This is a genomic window from Streptomyces sp. NPDC032472 (genome assembly GCF_040636955.1).
Lineage (GTDB): Bacteria > Actinomycetota > Actinomycetes > Streptomycetales > Streptomycetaceae > Streptomyces.
This window is the reverse complement of sequence record NZ_JBEZVK010000027.1, coordinates 25,149-42,094: the sequence shown is the minus strand read 5'-3', so window position 1 is coordinate 42,094 and position 16,946 is coordinate 25,149. Positions and strand designations below refer to the sequence as shown.

The window sequence follows — 16,946 nt, the reverse complement described above, 5'->3', positions numbered from 1 at the left end:
GGGTCAAGCGCGCGCCGCTCCGGATGCGGAGCGGCACGCCGCGCGTGAACCTCCTTGATGAGGAGGTTCACCATGCGCAGTGCTCTGATCGCTGTCCGTGCCGGCGGTGCGGCCGTCGCCTTGGCGGCGCTTACCGCAGTGTCCGCGCCGCCCACCGCCCTGGCGGCCGAGGAGGTCCGCGGCGGCATCTCGGTCGATCCGCACCAGGGCGAGCCGGGGGCGCAGGTCAAGCTGCGCCTGCGCGGCTGCGACGGCAGCTGGGCGACCGCCAAGTCCGCCGTCTTCGTGGCGGATGTCAACCTGTCCTCCGGTCGCGACGGTGACCGGGCGCTGGGCGGCGACGCGATGATCAGCTCGCGGGCCGAGCCCGGCTGGCATGACGTCCGGGTGTCGTGCGGCGGCGAGGAAGTGCGCGGCTCCGTCGAGGTGGTCCGCCACCGCGAGGACGGCGACCGGGACAAGGAGCGCGAGAAGGAGCAGGAGAAGGGCCGGGACAAGGAGCGCGACAAGGAGCGCGACCAGGGCCGCGACCAGGGCCGTGATCAGAGCCGTGATCAGAGCCGTGACCAGGGCCAGGGGCATGACCAGGACGAGGGCCGTGGCGAGCACCCGGACGCCCACCGCACGCCGAGCAAGCCCGTCCACGCGGGCGGCGGAGGCATGGCCGCCGAGCTGGCCGAGGCGGCCCGGCTCGCCCAGACGCAGAGCGGGGCGCAGGCCGGGACGGGGGCGGGGGCCGCGGCGCAGGACCAGGCCGCCGCGGCGAAGAAGAGCCACGGCGGTGACGGCCCGGGCCTGCCGCACACGGTGATCGGCGCCGTCCTCGCCGCCGCGGCCACCCTGGCGGTCGCCGGCCGGGCCCTCGCCCTGCGCCGGCGCCGCAGCGGCGAGTGAGGCCCGGCCGGTGTCGGGCCCGGGGGAGCCGCGGTCTTCCGGCGGCGGACGGCTGCTGACCTTCGCCGCCTGGTCGGTGCTGGTCTTCGGGTTGTGGCTGTGGGGCCGCGAGATCACCGGGGTGCCGGACCTGCATGCGGCCGGGCAGGCGGGCGGGTCCGCGCTGTCCGTGCCGGTCCCGGGCCTGCCGGCCGCGCACCCCCCGCTGCAGCCGTCCGAGCCGGTACGGATCGACGTGCCCTCGCTCGGCATCCAGGCCGCGGTGATGCCGCGCGGCCTGGACCCGCAGGGTGCGCTCGATCCGCCCCCGTACGACCGGCCCGGCCTCGTCGGCTGGTGGAGCGGCGGCGCCAAGCCGGGCGAGGAGGGGGTCGCGCTGCTGGTCGGGCACGTGGACACCGCGTCCAAGCCGGCGGTGTTCTACGGCCTGAGCAGCGCGAAGCCGGGCGGCAAGGTGCGGGTGGTCCGGGCGGACGGGCGGGTCGCCGAGTTCACGATCGACGACGTACGGGTCCACGAGCGCGCCGGCTTCGACGCGGACAAGGCGTACGGCAGCCGGGTGCCGGGCCGGGCCGAGCTGCGGCTGGTGACCTGCGGGGGCACGTACGACAAGGCGGCTGGGCAGTACACGGCGAACGTGGTCGTGTCGGCGTACCTGACGGGCACGGGTGCGGGGGCGGGGGCGGGGTCAGCGGCGTGAGGGGGCGGGGACGGGCGACGCGCCGGGGCAGGACCGTATGGCGGATACGTCGGACAACGAGGAAGCCCCTCGCAGTTCTCACTGCGAGGGGCTTCCTCTTGCCGGTGCGCCGCCAGGGACTCGAACCCCGGACCCGCTGATTAAGAGTCAGCTGCTCTAACCAACTGAGCTAGCGGCGCCTGCTGACAGAGAAAACTCTACCCCACTTCCGGAGGTGCTCGTGACCGGCCGCGCCCACCTTGTCCGATTAACCCATGTTTGGGGCGTTTATCGTGCACGATATGTCTGGGTCCAGCCGAATCTGACGCCCCGACAGATCCTGGGCTGCCCGATCCGTGGACGAAGTGGACGAGCAGGGGAGTGGACGGAACCGCATGACGATGCAGCCCCCGGTGCATGTGCCGACGCCGAAGTCGATGCCGACGCCCTTTTTCGAGGAGTACGAGCCCGCGGGCGACTGTGCCTGCCCGGGCTGCGTGCAGCGGCGGCGGTCTCTCGCCCGTGCGCGGGCCATACCGCTCCGGGACGGCGGCCACCCGGCCGCGCGCGGTGCCCGGCGGGCGCTGGTACTGGCCACCGCGGCCGGTGTGGTCCTCGGCGGCGGCTCGGCCGCCCTCGCGGCGAACGCCCCCGTGGGCGCGGGTCAGGGGCAGGGGCGCGGTCAGGGTCGCGGCCCGGCGGTGGACCCGGGGCCGGCGGTGGAGCCTGGTCCGGCGACGGGCCGCGGTCCGGCGGCAGGTCGCGGTCCGGCGGCAGGCCACGGCCCGGCGGCAGGCCACGGCCCGGCGGCCGGGGGCGGGCCGACGGCCGGACGCGGGTCGACGGCCGGACGCGGGTCGACGGACGGGCCCGGGCCCACGGACGGGCCCGGGGCGGACGTCGGCGACGAGCCGCCCTCCCCGCAGGGCACCCGGGCCCCGCTGCACGGGCGACCGGCCCCGGCGAAGCCGCCGGGCTCGCCGGGTTCGCCGTCGACCGTGAGGCGGCTCGACCGGACGACGATCATCAACCGGGCGAAGCTGTGGCTGGACGCGGAGGTCCCGTACAGCATGTCCTCGTACTGGACCGACGGCTACCGGCAGGACTGCTCCGGCTACGTCTCGATGGCCTGGAACCTCGGTTCGAACGAATGGACCGGCAGCCTCGACAAGTTCGCCACCAAGATCACCAAGGACGAGCTGCTGCCGGGCGACATGCTGCTGTTCCACAACCCGGAGAACGAGACGAACGGCTCGCACGTCGTCATCTTCGGCGGCTGGGTCGACGAGACCAAGACGCACTACACCGCCTACGAGCAGACCCGCCCGAGGACGCGGAAGGCGACGACGCCGTACGGGTACTGGACGAACGCGTCGAAGTACGTGCCGTACCGGTACCTCGGGGTGACGGGCGGGCTGACCGTCCCGGACCCGGGCACGGGAACCGGGACCGGGACCGGGACCGACCCGAAGCCGGTGGTCCCGCCGACCACCGCCTTCCCCGGGGCCGACAAGTTCGGGCCGGGCGCGGACAACGCGTACGTCGCCGAGCTCGGCAGGATGCTGATCGACCGGGGCGGGCGGCGGTTCTACCCCAACGGTGCGAGCACCAAGTGGAGCGACGCCGACCTGCTGGCGACCCAGGCGTTCCAGACCGCCCAGGGCTGGACGGGCGGGGACGCCGACGGCATCCCCGGCCCGCACACCTGGCAGCTGCTGGTCGAGCGCACGGGCAAGGACATCCGCCCGACGGTGGACCCGGCCGCGGGCCCGAAGGGCACCCCGGCGCCCCCGGCCCGCCCGGGCTCGAAGGCCACCCCGGGCCCCACGGGCCCGTCCGCCACCCCGAGCCGCGCGGCCCACTCCCGCCCGCCCGGCACCCCGGCCCACCTGCGCCCCTCCGGCAGCCCGGGTCACCCGCGGCCCTCCGGCGCCCCGACCCACCCCCGTCCCTCTGGCGCCCCCGGCCACCCGCGCCCCTCCGGCGCCCCGGCCCACCAGGCGCGCCAGGCCGACCCGCGCCCGTCCAGCACCGCGGGCCAGGCGGGCCAGGCGGGCCACCCGGCGGCATCTCCCGACCACCCGGCCGCTACGGGGCACCCGGCCCAACCGACGGCAACTCCGGCCCCCTCGGGCCCGGCGGGTCAACCGGGCCACCCTGCGGCACCGGCCCACCTGGGCCCGATGGGCCAGGAGGGCCGCCTGGCGGCAGCCCCGGCGTACCCGGGGGCGTGGGCGTTCCGCCCGGGCTCCACCGACCCGTCCATCACCGCCCTCCGCCGCCGCCTGGTGGAGAAGGGCTTCGGCAAGCACTACACCACCGGTCCGGGACCCAGCTGGGGCGAGGCCGACCGCCGCAACGTCGAGGCGTTCCAGCGCGCCCAGGGCTGGCGCGGTGCCGCGGCGAACGGCTACCCGGGCCCGGAGACCTGGCGGCGGCTGTTCGCATGACGGAGGCAACGATGTACCCCACGCACACCACCTCGACGACGGGCACCCTGCACTTCCCGCCGACGCCGCCGGCCCCTCCGACGGCCCGCACCACGGGCCATCTGCACCCGGCTCCTCAGCGCACCGCCCCGGCCGTGTGCAGCCCCGAGTCCGCGGCGCCCTGCCCGTCCTCCGCCCCCGTCGCGACGCCGGCGGACCCGGCCGCGGCCCGTCCCGCCGTGGCCGCAGCCGGTCGGCCGGCCCTGTCGCAGCCGCCGGCACCGACCCCGCCCGGGCCCCGGACGGAGAATCCTGCGGCGGCTTCGGCTTCCGCCGCCGCACCCAGCGTGGTGGCCCCGACGGCCGGGACGGCCGCGCCGGGTGCCACCCAGAGTCGGCCGCAGGCCGGGCGTGCGGCGGCGCCCCCGGCCTGCGGCTCCCCCGCAGCGGCTGCCGCGCCGACGGGCCCGCCACCGGTGCAGCCGGCGGAACGGGCCGGGCAGACTGCCCCGCTCCGGCCGACGGCCGAGCCGGTCGGCTCCCAGGCCGCGGCCTCGGCGTACGGGGTCACGCCGAAGGCGTCGGAAGGAGCGGCGCCTTCGGCGGCCCCGGTGGCCGCCCTGGTCGACGGGGGCGGCAGGGACGGCCACACCGCCCCGGCTGCGCGCGAGGTCCCGAACCCGGTGGCCGCCCCGAGGGCATGGCCGGCCGGACAGGGCACGGCACAGACCGCCGGCACAACGGTGGCCCCGGCCCTCGGCTCCGCCGGAACGGCGCTACCCCCGGCCGATCGGGAGGCCGGCACCCCGCCGCCGACAGCAGCGGATGCCGCCGGGCTCGCGCCCCGCGCCGATGAGCGGCATGTCGCCGCCCGAGCGGCAGAGGTGCCGCAGCTGCGTGTCGTCCGGGACACCGCGGCTGCTCCCGCCGAGTCGGTCCGGCCGCAGGCCGCGGCCCCGGCGTACGGCTCCGCCGGAACGGGTGCCGCGCCTGCGGCGCCGGCCGGCCGGGACGCCAACGGTGCGGCGGCGGCACGCACGGCAGAGCCCGTCGCCCGACACGCCGCTGTCGACGAGGCCGGGCAGACGGCCTCGGCCCAGCGGGACGCCGTCGCCACGGTGGAGGGCGCGGGAACTGTTGAGCGCCAGGGGCTCGCCCCGGTGGCGCCGGTGGCGGAACCCGGGCTCGTACGGGACGCGGCGCGGCCTGCCGCGTGGGCCGAGCCGGTCCGGCCGCAGGCCGCGGCCCCGGCCTGCGGCTCCGCCGGAGCGGGTGCTGCGCCTGCGAGCCCGCTCGGCCGGGAGGCAACCGCTTCGGCGGCGGTACGGCCGGCAGAGCCCGTCACCCAGCACGCCGCGGTCCACGAGGCCGGGCAGATGACCTCGGCCGGGCGGGACGCCGTCGGCGCGGTGGCGGAGCCGGGTCCCACCCGGGACACGGTGTGCCCTGCCGCGTCGGCAGGTCCGGTCCGGCCGCAGGCCGCGGCCCCGGCGTGCGGCTCCGCCGGAACGGGCGCTGCGCAGGCGGAGCCCTCTCCGGTGCGGGTGGCGGATCCGGGCGGACGTGCCGCACCGGCCCCGCGGGCGGCCGAGCCGGTTGCCGACCCGGTCCGGCCGCAGCGCCACGGCCCGGTGTTCGCTTCGGCGGCCGACGCGGCCGAGCGCATCGCGGCCGGAGGCCGTCGGGATGCCGGTCAGGTGCCGGTTGCGGAGCCGCCGTCCTCGGGCTCTGCCGACCCGGGGCATTCGGAGGCCGTGAGCCCGACCGCCGACCCGGGCCCCGCGGTCACCGCGGACGAGCCCGGCCCGGCGTCCGCTGCGGCGGCAGGTTCCGCCGTGGCTTCGGGGGCTGCGTCGGCCGGTACTTGTGCCCCGGCCTCCGGTTCCGTGGCACCGGCTCCGGCTCCGGCTCGGGTCGTCCCGGTAGCCGCGGCGGAGCCCGGGACGGCGTCGGTCGTCGACCTCCCGGCCGGGGCGGCTGCTGCGCCGCAGGGGGCGGGCACCGCTCCTGCCCCGGTGCGCGGGGGCGTTGGTCCGGCCGCGGCCGGGCCGGGTGCCGCGGGCGACGTTGCCTGCCCGGGCTCCGGCGCCGACGACGCGTCGGCCGAGGACACCCTTGACCCGGCCGCGGGGTCGGCGCAGGACACCCCTGACCCCGCCGAGGGGTCGGCGGGCGAGACCGCCGCCCCCGGCTCGGCTTCGCGAGGGGCGCGCGGTTGGGTGGTCGGGGTTCCCGTGCGGGTGGCCGTGGTGGCGGGCGAGATTGCCCTGCCGCCCGGGCGCCCCGCCGGGGAGGCCGCCCCCCTGTCCCCGGCCCGGCTCCGCGGCGCGGCCGGTCAGGATCCCGACCCGGCGTCCCCGGGCCTGGACATCCCGCACCCCGCGGACGACGAGGCGGCGCGCCGCCGCGGCATCGTCGCCGAGGCCGTGACCCGCGGCATGCCCCAGGACCCCGCGGACGACACGCCGGACCCGCCGCGCACCGGACCCGCCCGCGGTGTCTCGGTCACCGAGGTCCCGGTGCACCTGCCGTTCCTCGGCGAGCCCCGCCCCGCCCCGGACACCCCCAAGCCGGCGGACGCGGGCCCGAAGCGTACGGCCCCGGCCCCCGCCGCCCGCCCGACGCTGCGCCCCGCCCCCGGCCGCAGGGTCCCGCGCGGGGACGACCGGCTGCACGAGCACCACGGCCCGGTCCTGCCCGGCTGGGTCGGCGTCGGAGTCGGCGCGCTCGCCCTGGCCGGCTGCCTGGCCGTACTGTGGCGGGCCGGGGTCGTCCCCGCCGCGGTCGTGGCCGCGTTCGGCGCGACGCCCCGCGCCTACCACGGGCTGCGCGCCACCCACTGGCCCCCGCTCGCCTTCCTCGGCATCGTGGCGCTCCTCGCCCTCGGCGGCCTGGGCCGCGGCAAGGCCGGCCACGCCTGGGTGCTCACCCTGTTCGGCCGCTACCGCGGCACGGTCCGCCGTACCGGCCTCACCTGGGTCAGCCCCCTCCTCCTGCGCCGCCGTGTCGACGTACGCCTGCGGCACTGGCGCAGCGACCCCATGCCCGCCGTGGACGCCGGCGGCCTCGCCCTCCAGGTCGTCGTCCAGGTCGTCTGGCAGGTCAAGGACACCGCCCGGGCCACGCTGGCCGTGGCGGACCACACCGAGTACCTCGCCGAGCAGGTCGAGTCGGCGATGGCCCGGGTGCTGTCGCAGCTGCCTGCCGACGCCTTCCACGAGGACGCCCCGACGCTGCGCGACGCCGAGGCGGTCGGCGACGCGCTGACCCGGATGCTGGCCTGGGAGACCGAGGCGGTGGGCATCGAGGTGTACTCCGCCCAGCCGACCCGCATCGAGTACGCACCCGAGGTCGCCGAGGCCATGCGGCGCCGGCGCGTCGCGGCGATCGACGCCAAGCACCGCGACACGGTGCTGACTTCGGTCGTGGACGCCGTCGACGACACCGTCCACCGCCTGACCTCGCGCGGCCTGGTCGAGCTCGACGACTACGAGCGCAAGGCGCTGGTCAAGGACCTCACGGTCGCCTTCTACACCGGCCGCCCGGAGTAGGGCCCCGGACGAGAGGGAGAGCCGAGCGCAGAGCGCAGAGAGCAGCAGCCGGCCTCAGGCCCCGCCGCACCGGCGACCGCGTCCCCGCGGTCCCGGCGGCGGGGCCCCTGCATGCCGGGTGTGGACACGTACGCGGCCGCGGGCACGCATGCCGACGTGGACCGGACCCATCTCCCCGCATTGGTCTGGACATGGCCAACTCCGGTCAATAATCTGGGACTTGGTCTAGACCTGAAAGTCGCCTCGATACGGCTGCAGGGCGCACCCACCGCCCGCAGTCATCCCCACGCGTGCGCACGCTCTCGCCGTACTCCCCCCACGCACAAGGAGCATCAGCATCATGCGTCCCTTCCGCATGCCTTTCCGCATGCCCATCCGCATGCCCAGACGAGCCGGTGCCGCCCTGGTCGGGCTCGGCTGTCTCGCCGGACTGGCGTTCGCCGCCGCCCCCACCGCCAGCAGCCACGGCTACACCGACACCCCCGTCAGCCGCCAGAAGCTCTGCGCCAACAGGACGGTCGCCGACTGCGGCCCGATCCAGTGGGAACCGCAGAGCGTCGAGGGCCTCAAGGGCTTCCCGGCCGCCGGCCCGGCCGACGGCCGGATATGCTCCGGCGGCCACAGCGAGTTCGCCCAGCTCGACGACCCGCGCGGCGGGGCCTGGCCCACGACCAAGGTGAGCAGCGGACAGGGCTACGGCTTCCGCTGGCAGTTCACCGCCAACCACTCCACCACCGACTTCAAGTACTACGTCACCAAGAACGGCTGGGATCCCACCAAGCCCCTCACCCGCGCCGCCCTCGAATCGCAGCCCTTCTTGACGGTCGCCTACAACGGCGCCCGGCCGGCCATGACCACCGTCCACCAGGGCGCCATGCCGAGCGGCAAGACCGGCCGGCACGTGATCCTGGCCGTTTGGACGATCAACGACACCCAGAACGCCTTCTACGCCTGCTCCGACGTGGAGTTCTGACTGCCCTGACGGTCCGGCCCATTCAGTTCTGACGGTACGTCAGTTACCCTCCGGCGGCATGCGGACGACGACGACACCCGTACCCGGAACCGTGGCGGAGCTCATCGCCCGCCAGTGGGGCGACCACCGGCCCGGCCTGAAGCACGGCGCCGGCATCGCCGCCGGCGCGGCCACCGCCCCCGTCGTCCTGAGCCGTCACCGCACCGCCCAGGAGAGCGCCGCGCGCGCCGCGCTGCTCGTGGACCTCCTGCCGCCGGGGGCCGAACCGCACATCGGGGTGCTGCTCGACAACACCCCGGAGTTCCCGTTCTGGCTCGGCGCGGCGGCCCTCGCCGGGGCCGCCGTCGCCGGGATCAACCCCACTCGGCGCGGCCCCGAGCTGGCCCGGGACATCCTGCACACCGACTGCCGGATCCTGGTCACGGAGCCGGCCCACCTGCCGCTCCTGCGCGGCCTCGACCTGCCCGGCGTCCGGATCCTGGTGACCGGCACCGACGCGTACGCCGACCTCCTCGCCCCGTACGCAGCCGCCGAGCCCGGGGAGGCCGTGGCCGCGCGCCCGGGTCCCGGCCCCGGCTCCCGCTTCCTCCTCTACTTCACCTCCGGCTCCACCGGCGCCCCCAAGGCCGCCGTCTGCACCCAGGGGCGGCTGGCCGCCGCGGGCGCCTCGTTGGCCCGCGGCTTCGGCGTAACCCCGGACGACGTCCACTACGTCTGCATGCCGCTCTTCCACGGCAACGCCGTGATCGCCGACTGGCTGCCCGCCCTCGTCGGCGACGCCCCGGTGGCCCTGCGCCGCCGGTTCTCCGCCTCCGCCTTCCTGGACGACGTCCGCGCCTACGGGGCGACCTACTTCACGTACGTCGGCCGGGCCGTGCAGTACCTGCTGGCCACCGGCCCCCGTCCCGACGACCGCGAGCACACCCTGCGCCTCGGCTTCGGCACCGAGGCCGGGGCGGTGGACGCGGCGCGCTTCGCCGAGCGCTTCGGGGTCCGGCTGGTGGAGGGGTACGGGGCCACCGAGGGCGGCGCCTCCGTGCAGCGGAGCCCGGACACCCCGCCCGGCGCCCTCGGCCGGGCGGCTCCCGGCGACGACCTGGCCGTGGTCGACCCGGAGACCGGCGCCGAATGCCCGCCCGCCGCGTTCGACGACCGCGGGCGTCTGTGCAACGGCTCCGCCGCGATCGGCGAGCTCGTCAACCGCGGCCGCAGCCTCTTCGAGGGCTACTGGCGCAACCCCGGCGCCGAGGCGGCCCGCACCCGGGGCGGCTGGTACTGGACCGGCGACCTCTTCTACCGCGACGCAGAGGGGTTCTTGTACTTCGCGGGCCGTACGGACGACCGGCTGCGGGTCGACAGCGAGAACCTGGCCGCGGCGGTGATCGAGAACATTCTGGCCCGATGGGACCCGGCGGCTGCGGTCGCCGTGTACGCAGTGCCGGACGAGGCCGCCGGCGACCAGGTCATGGCGGCGATCGCCCTGCGCGAGGGGGAGGAGTTCCGCCCGGAGGCGTTCGCCGCGTTCCTGGCCGCCCAGCCGGACCTGGGCACGAAGATGGCCCCCCGCTACGTCCGGATCGTCCGGGCCATGCCGACCACCGCGACGAACAAGATCCACCGTGTGGCCCTGCGCCGCGCGGCCTTCCTGCCCCAGCCCCCGTCGGAGGGCGCCCCCGGCCCGGACCCCGTCTGGTGGCGGCCCCCGGGCGCACCAGGCGCACCAGGCGCACCGGGCGCGGCGGGCGCCCCGGGCCGGCCGGGCACGGCGGCCGGCGCCGCGGACGCGCCGACCGCCGGCGGCTACCGCCCGCTGGACCCGGATTCCCTGGCCGCGCTGCTCGCCGCGTACGCCGCGCACGGGCGCGCGGAGCTGCTGGAGGGCTGAGCCGGGGATCTGGTTTGGAGCACCCCTCGGGACCAGGTAGTATTTTCTCTGTCAGCAGGCGCCGCTAGCTCAGTTGGTTAGAGCAGCTGACTCTTAATCAGCGGGTCCGGGGTTCGAGTCCCTGGCGGCGCACCTGTCCTTCGGGCGGTTTCCGGTTCACCGGAAACCGCCCGAAGTGTTTTCTCCCGCGCTTTTTTTCGTTTTCTGCCGGGCGTTTCCTCCCGCCCGACTCCGGGCAGTGTCTGCGGTGCCGGAGCCCACGCCTTCCGGCCCGGGTCCGCCGGGGCGCGGCTTCCCCCGTGAGCCGCGTCACAGAGCGAGGGAGAGCAGCAGCGGCGCCGCCTTCCGGTTCAGGGTGTCCGCGGCGGCCCGCAGCCGGTGCGCGTGCTCGACGGGCATCGACAGCGCGAGGCAGCCCACCGAGGCCCCGGCGGTGATCGGCACCGCGGCGCAGACCGTGCCGACCGCGTACTCCTGGAGGTCCAGCACCGGGACGGTGGCCGGCTGGCTGTCGAGCTTGGAGAACAGGATCCGCTCGTTCACGATCGTCTTCGACGTCAGCCGGGCGATCTTGTGCCGGGACAGGTGGTCGCGGCGCCCGTTCTGGTCGAGCTGGGTGAGCAGGCACTTGCCGACGGCGCTGGCGTGCGCGGCGGAGCGGAAGTCGACCCACTCGTGCACCTTTGGGGTGCGCGGGCTGTCCGCGAACTGCGTGATCTTCACCTCGCCGTCCACGTACCGGCTGATGTAGACCGCCGCGCCCACCGAGTCCCGCAGCCGGTCCAGGGTGTCCTGGAGCTTGTGCTGCAGGGCCTGCTGTTTGTCTATGCCCGAGCCGAGCAGGACGAGTGAGTCCCCTATGGCGTAGGCGCCGTCGGAGACCTGGAGCACGTACCCCTCGCGCCGCAGCATGAGGAGCATGGGGGCGAGATGGACCGCGGGCAGGCCGGTCTCACGCGCGATCTGTACGTCGGTCACGCCGCCGGTGTGGCGGGCGACCGTTTCGAGTACGCGCAGGGCGTACTGCACCGAGTGGAACGGCGCGGTCGGCTCGGGCTTCAGCGCCACGGTTTCCCCCTAGCAGGTTGTTACCGCTTGCCCTACCACGATAGCCATCAAGAGGCCCACGTGGAGCGCCTGTTGATGAGATTGATGGCTCAATCATGTCCCCCTGCCAGGGCCTAATCCATTGGCATATGCCAATGTCATGAGCGCGCTCCCGAATCGGCGGGAATGCCCGCCGGAAGCCCATGGTTCGAGTTCTTCGTACGGATGTGGATGCGAGACGGGAGCGACGATGAGTGACACCGGAGCAGTCGGCGGAGCCGGAGCCGGAGCCGGCGCCGGAGGCGCAGCCGGAACCGGAACCGGAACGATCCGGGGCGCCGCCCGCGGCCGGGCGCCGGTGCCGCTCTCGGTGCTGGACCTCGTCACGGTCGGCGCCGGCAGCACCGCGACCGAGGCCCTGCGCACCTCCGTGGCGATCTCGCAGCTCGCCGAGGCCCGCGGCTACCACCGCCACTGGGTCGCCGAGCACCACTCCATGCCCGGTGTGGCCAGCTCCTCCCCGGCCGTGATCCTGGCCCACCTCGCCGCCCACACCTCCCGCATCCGGCTCGGCTCGGGCGGGGTCATGCTGCCCAACCACGCGCCGCTCGCCGTGGCCGAGCAGTTCGGCACCCTCGAGGCGCTCGCCCCGGGCCGCATCGACCTCGGCCTCGGCCGCGCCCCGGGCACCGACGGCCGCGCCGCCGCCGCGCTGCGCGGGCCGGGCCGGCTCGACGAGGCGGCCGACGAGTTCCCCCGCCGCCTCGCGGAGCTGGTCCGCTTCCTCGACGACGACTTCCCCGACGCCCACCCCTACGCCCGCGTGCACGCCGTGCCCGGCCCGGTGCAGGGGCCGACGGGGCGCCCGCCGCTGTGGCTGCTCGGCTCCTCCGGGTTCAGCGCCCGCCTCGCCGGCGAACTCGGCCTGCCGTTCGCGTACGCCCACCACTTCTCGGCGGCCGGCACCCTGCCCGCGCTCGACCTCTACCGCCAGAGCTTCCGCCCCTCGGCCGTGCTGGACGCCCCGTACGCCCTGATCGGGGTCTCGACGCTGGCCGCCGACACCGACGGGGACGCCCGCGCCCAGGTGCTGACGGGGGCGCTGTCGATGCTGCGGCTGCGCAGCGGGCGGCCCGGGCTGATCCCGAGCCCCGAGGAGGCCGCCGCGTACGACTACACCCCGCTGGAACGGGAGTTCGTCGACAGCTGGCTCGCCAACGTCGTGCACGGCACGCCCGACGAGGTCGCCGCCGGGCTCGACGCCCTCGCGAAGCGCACGGGGGCCGACGAGCTGATGCTGACCTCCAGCGCGCACAGCGGCGCGGCCCGGCTGCGTTCGTACGAGCTCGTCGCAGATGCGTACGGGATGGTGGCCGAAGGGACGCGAGCTGACTGACCCCGCACGAACGGGGTTCGGCTGGTTCGTTGCCGAAACCTTGCGGCAGTGTGTCCTAAGGCACCCTTAAACCGCTCGTCACCCGGGGTGGCGGGCGGTTTTTCATGCCCTCGCACGCCTCTGACGAGGGCATTTGTGCGTCAAGTGGTCTAGTCCTTCTTTGGTCCAAACCATTGACGGGGTCCGCCGGTGATCGCTTCACTTCTCCCACCCGAACCTCTTGCCTTCCCCTCCCACTTCCCGGAGGCAGTTCATGCACATCCGCAACCCCCTCATCGCGGCCGCCGCCACGGCCGCGCTGGCAGCCGGAGCGCTGGCCGGCTTCGCGGGTCTCGGCACCGCCCAGGCCGCCGGCGCCGCCGCCGGTGCCGCGGCCGGCGGCAGCGGCAACGTCCGCATCGCGTACTACGACCAGTGGAGCGTGTACGGGAACGCCTTCTACCCCAAGCACCTCGACACCCGCGGCATAGCGGGCAAGCTCGACGTCATCAACTACTCGTTCGGCAACATCCACCCCACCGATCTGACCTGTTTCGAGGCGAACAAGGCGGCGGGCGACGACAACAACCCCAACGCCGGTGACGGCGCGGGCGACTCCTACGCCGACTACCAGAAGTCCTTCGGCGCCGCGGACAGCGTCAGCGGCGCCGCCGACAAGTGGGACCAGCCGATCGTCGGCGTCTTCAACCAGTTCAAGCAGCTCAAGGCCAAGTACCCCCACCTGAAGATCAATATCTCGATCGGCGGGTGGACGTACTCCAAGTACTTCAGCGACGCGGCCAAGACCGACGCGAGCCGCAAGAAGCTGGTCGCCTCCTGCATCGACCAGTACATCAAGGGCAACCTGCCCAAGGCCGACGGCTTCGGCGGCCCCGGCAGCGCGGCCGGCGTCTTCGACGGCATCGACATCGACTGGGAGTACCCGGGTTCGCCCGGCGGCCACCTCGGCAACCACCACGCCCCCGAGGACAAGCAGAACTTCACCCTGCTGCTGGCCGAGTTCCGCAAGCAACTCGACGCGTACGGCGCTGCCAACGGCGGCAGGAAGTACCTGCTGACCGCGGCCCTCCCGGCCGGCCAGGACAAGATCAAGTACATCGAGACGGACAAGATCGGCGCGTACCTCGACTACGCGAACATCATGACGTACGACATGCACGGCGCCTGGGACGGCGACGGGCCGACCTACCACCAGTCGCCGCTGCTGGACTCGCCGGCCGACCCGACGGACCCGATCGCTCCGGGCACCCAGAAGTACGGCATCAAGAACGCCATCGACTCCTGGCTCGACGGCAACCCGGCCTACGGCATCGCCGGCGGCTTCCCGGCGGCCAAGCTGACCCTGGGCTACGAGTTCTACTACCGCGGCTGGAAGGGCGTCCCCGCCGGGACGACCCACGGCCTCGCGCAGAGCGCGACCGGCCCCTCCGGCGCCCGCCCCACCTCCCAGCAGGCCGGCATCGCCAACTACAAGGAGCTCGGCGGGATCGTCGACAACCCGGCGACGACCTTCTGGGACGACCAGGCCAAGGCCTCGTACTTCTACAAGGACGGCGAGTTCTTCACCGGCCTGAACCAGAAGTCCGTCCAGGCCCGCGTCGACTACGGCAAGAGCCGCGGCCTGGCGGGGGCGATGATGTACTCCCTGCTCGGCCTGGACGACAACACCACCCTGCTGAACCAGATCTCGGACGCCCTCGGCGGCTCCACGCAGCCCCCGACCACCCCGCCGACCACTCCGCCCACGACCCCGCCGACCACTCCGCCCACGACCCCGCCGACCACGCCGCCCCCCTCGGGCTGCACGGCCCCGGCCTACGTCGCGGGAACCGTCTACACCGGCGGCAGCGAGGTCTCCCACAAGGGCCGTACGTGGAAGGCCCAGTGGTGGACGCAGAACGAGGAGCCGGGCACCACGGGCGAATGGGGCGTCTGGAAGGACCTCGGCGCCTGCTGATCCCCCCACCCCGCGCCGAGCGGCACCCCGCCCCGCACCCCCGCATCCCGGGTGCGGGGCGGCGGTGCGCCGCGGGACGGGCGCGAGGGTCAGCCGGAGTCGCGGGCGCCGGGGCGGGTGCCGATCATCTCGGCGATCCGGTCCGGGGCGACGGCCCGGGAGTACAGCCAGCCCTGCCCGGTGTCGCAGCCGACGCGCCGCAGCCGGGCCGCCTGCCCGGCCGTCTCCACGCACTCCGCGGTGACCGTCAGCCCCAGCCGGTGCGCGAGCTGGACGAGGGCCTCGACGATGGTCTCGTCAGCCGGGTTCGGGTGGCTGCCCTCGTCGTAGCGGAAGCCCCGGACGAAGGAGCCGTCCAGCTTCAGCACGCTCACCGGGAGCCGGCTCAGATAGGCCAGGTTCGAGTAGCCGGTGCCGAAGTCGTCGATGGCGATGCGCACGCCCATGTCGCTGAGGGCCTGCAGGGCCTGCAGCGGCCGCCCCGCGGAGCCCATCACCGCGGACTCGGTGAGCTCCAGTTGCAGCAGCTGCGGCGCCAGCCCGGTCTCGGCGAGGATCTCCGCGACGTCGCCGACCAGGTCCGAGTCCCACACCTGCCGGACCGCGACGTTCACCGACACGAAGACGGGCGAGTCGCTGGGGTGTTCGATCTGCCAGCGCCGGGCCTGCCGGCAGGCGGTCCGCAGCACCCAGCGGCCCAACTGGACGATGGAGCCGTCCTCTTCGGCGATCCCGATGAACCGATTCGGCGTCAGACTGCCGAACTGGGGGTGGCTCCAGCGCACCAGCGCCTCCACCCCGCGCACCGCCCCGCTCTCCAGATCCACCAGAGGCTGGTACTCCAGCTCGAACTCCCCGCGCTCCACGGCCGGGCGGAGCGTGGAACTGAGGGCCTGCCGGGTCATCCGGTGGGCGTTGCGCTCCGGGTCGAACAGGGTCCAGCGGGCCTTCCCGTCGGCCTTCGCCCAGTACAGCGTCGTGTCGGCGGCCTGCATCAGCCCGGTCGCCGACGTGCCGTCCGTGGCCCGCTCCACCACGCCGATCGACGCGGAAACCGACAGCCGCTGCCCGGCCAGGTCGAACGGCTCCTGTACGGCGGCCAGGACGCTGCGGGCGAGGTCCGCGAGCTGCTCGGTGCCGGTGGAGTCCTCCACGAGCAGGGCGAACTCGTCGCCGCCGAGCCGCGCCACCAGGTGGCCGCCGGTGCGCCCGTACCCGGACTGGTCGGCGCACTGCGTCAGCCGGGCCGCGACCGCGGTCAGCAGCCGGTCGCCGACGCGGTGGCCGAGGGTGTCGTTGACGGCCTTGAAGCCGTCCAGGTCCAGGTAGCACAGGCCGATCCGCCCGGTGCCGCCGTGCTCGTACGAGGAGGCCTCCAGGGCGGCCGAGAGCCGTTCGAAGAACAGGGCGCGGTTGGGCAGCCGGGTGACCGGGTCGTGCATCTGCAGGTGCCGCAGCCGGGCCTGGAGGTCGCGGCGGTCGCTGATGTCGGCGACGGACAGCAGCACGTCCCGGGTCCCGGGCACCGGCCCGAGGGTGACCTCGGTCCACAGCGAGTGCCCGTCGGGGTGCTTGAGACGGCGGGTGCAGCGCAGCCGGGCCTGCCGGCCGCGCAGCACCTCCTGGTAGGCCTGCCAGGTACGGGCCTCCGCGCCGAGGTCGACGAGGTCGGCGGCGCACTGCTCGACGAGGGTGTGCGGCTCGGTGCCGAGGAGGGTGGCGAGGGCGGCGTTGGCGGCGACGACGTAGCCGCCGCGGTCGACGACGGCCATGGCGAGGTGGGCGGCGTTGAAGGCGGCCCGGTAGTCGCGCAGTTCGGACTCGGTGCGGGCGGGTGAGGGCGGGATGACAGGCACTGCTTGGTGACGCTCCGTAATGGCCGATCGGATGCTGTCGGCCGCCGAACCGGTTTCGTCAGAGGTTCCGCTCACCGTTGGCTCCCGCAGTGCTCGTGTGTGTCCGTGCAGGAAAGTGTGCCGATCATAGAGGGAGCCGGACGGCCCTATCCAGCGGCGTCGCCGTGTGGGGGGCGGCACTTCGGTGTGCTGACGGCCGCTCGGCGGCCGGTCGGGCGACCGATTCCGCACGGCTGTGAGCGTCTGTGCACGGCTGCTGATCTCCCGTGATCGGTCGTG

At 74.9% G+C, this 16,946-nt stretch carries 10 protein-coding genes and 2 tRNA genes; 9 read left to right on the top strand and 3 right to left on the bottom strand.

Annotated features, from left to right (window positions below; genetic code table 11):
* The first annotated feature begins 72 nt into the window (after positions 1-72).
* The gene (locus AB0F11_RS19925) at positions 73-894 is read left to right on the top strand and encodes a hypothetical protein (RefSeq protein ID WP_362175205.1); all 822 of its coding nucleotides are present in this window, start codon (positions 73-75) and stop codon (positions 892-894) included.
* Between the two features lie 10 nt (positions 895-904).
* Complete coding sequence (locus AB0F11_RS19920) at positions 905-1,594, top strand: class F sortase (RefSeq protein WP_362175202.1); 690 nt, start codon at positions 905-907, stop codon at positions 1,592-1,594.
* A 105-nt stretch (positions 1,595-1,699) separates the two neighbouring features.
* Here the strand turns inward: AB0F11_RS19920 and AB0F11_RS19915 are convergent.
* Positions 1,700-1,773 (bottom strand) — tRNA-Lys (locus AB0F11_RS19915).
* Positions 1,774-2,571: 798 nt separating this feature from the next.
* Between AB0F11_RS19915 and AB0F11_RS19910 the strand changes: the two genes are divergently transcribed.
* From AB0F11_RS19910 to AB0F11_RS19890, 5 genes are all read left to right on the top strand, one after another.
* Positions 2,572-4,023: a peptidoglycan-binding protein gene (locus AB0F11_RS19910; RefSeq protein ID WP_362175199.1), complete on the top strand. Its 1,452-nt coding sequence runs from the start codon at positions 2,572-2,574 to the stop codon at positions 4,021-4,023.
* 11 nt (positions 4,024-4,034) lie between these two features.
* Entirely contained in the window at positions 4,035-7,553 is a 3,519-nt protein-coding gene (locus AB0F11_RS19905) for an SPFH domain-containing protein (RefSeq protein WP_362175196.1), read from the top strand.
* Positions 7,554-7,932: 379 nt separating this feature from the next.
* The gene (locus AB0F11_RS19900; RefSeq protein ID WP_362175193.1) at positions 7,933-8,526 is read left to right on the top strand and encodes a lytic polysaccharide monooxygenase; all 594 of its coding nucleotides are present in this window, start codon (positions 7,933-7,935) and stop codon (positions 8,524-8,526) included.
* A gap of 58 nt (positions 8,527-8,584) precedes the next feature.
* Positions 8,585-10,411 (top strand): AMP-binding protein, encoded by a 1,827-nt coding sequence (locus AB0F11_RS19895; protein WP_362175190.1) that lies wholly within the window; start codon positions 8,585-8,587, stop codon positions 10,409-10,411.
* A 58-nt stretch (positions 10,412-10,469) separates the two neighbouring features.
* Positions 10,470-10,543: transfer RNA gene (locus tag AB0F11_RS19890), tRNA-Lys, on the top strand.
* Between the two features lie 177 nt (positions 10,544-10,720).
* Here AB0F11_RS19890 and AB0F11_RS19885 read toward each other — a convergent pair.
* Positions 10,721-11,479 (bottom strand): IclR family transcriptional regulator C-terminal domain-containing protein, encoded by a 759-nt coding sequence (locus AB0F11_RS19885; protein ID WP_362175187.1) that lies wholly within the window; start codon positions 11,477-11,479, stop codon positions 10,721-10,723.
* Positions 11,480-11,708: 229 nt separating this feature from the next.
* Between AB0F11_RS19885 and AB0F11_RS19880 the strand changes: the two genes are divergently transcribed.
* Together AB0F11_RS19880 and AB0F11_RS19875 are read left to right on the top strand one after the other, a co-directional pair.
* Positions 11,709-12,854: an LLM class flavin-dependent oxidoreductase gene (locus AB0F11_RS19880; RefSeq protein WP_362175184.1), complete on the top strand. Its 1,146-nt coding sequence runs from the start codon at positions 11,709-11,711 to the stop codon at positions 12,852-12,854.
* 253 nt (positions 12,855-13,107) lie between these two features.
* Positions 13,108-14,811 (top strand): glycosyl hydrolase family 18 protein, encoded by a 1,704-nt coding sequence (locus AB0F11_RS19875; protein ID WP_362175181.1) that lies wholly within the window; start codon positions 13,108-13,110, stop codon positions 14,809-14,811.
* A gap of 89 nt (positions 14,812-14,900) precedes the next feature.
* Here the strand turns inward: AB0F11_RS19875 and AB0F11_RS19870 are convergent, their stop codons facing one another.
* On the bottom strand, positions 14,901-16,667 hold the full coding sequence (locus AB0F11_RS19870; protein WP_362175178.1) for an EAL domain-containing protein: 1,767 nt from the start codon (positions 16,665-16,667) through the stop codon (positions 14,901-14,903).
* Positions 16,668-16,946: the final 279 nt, after the last annotated feature.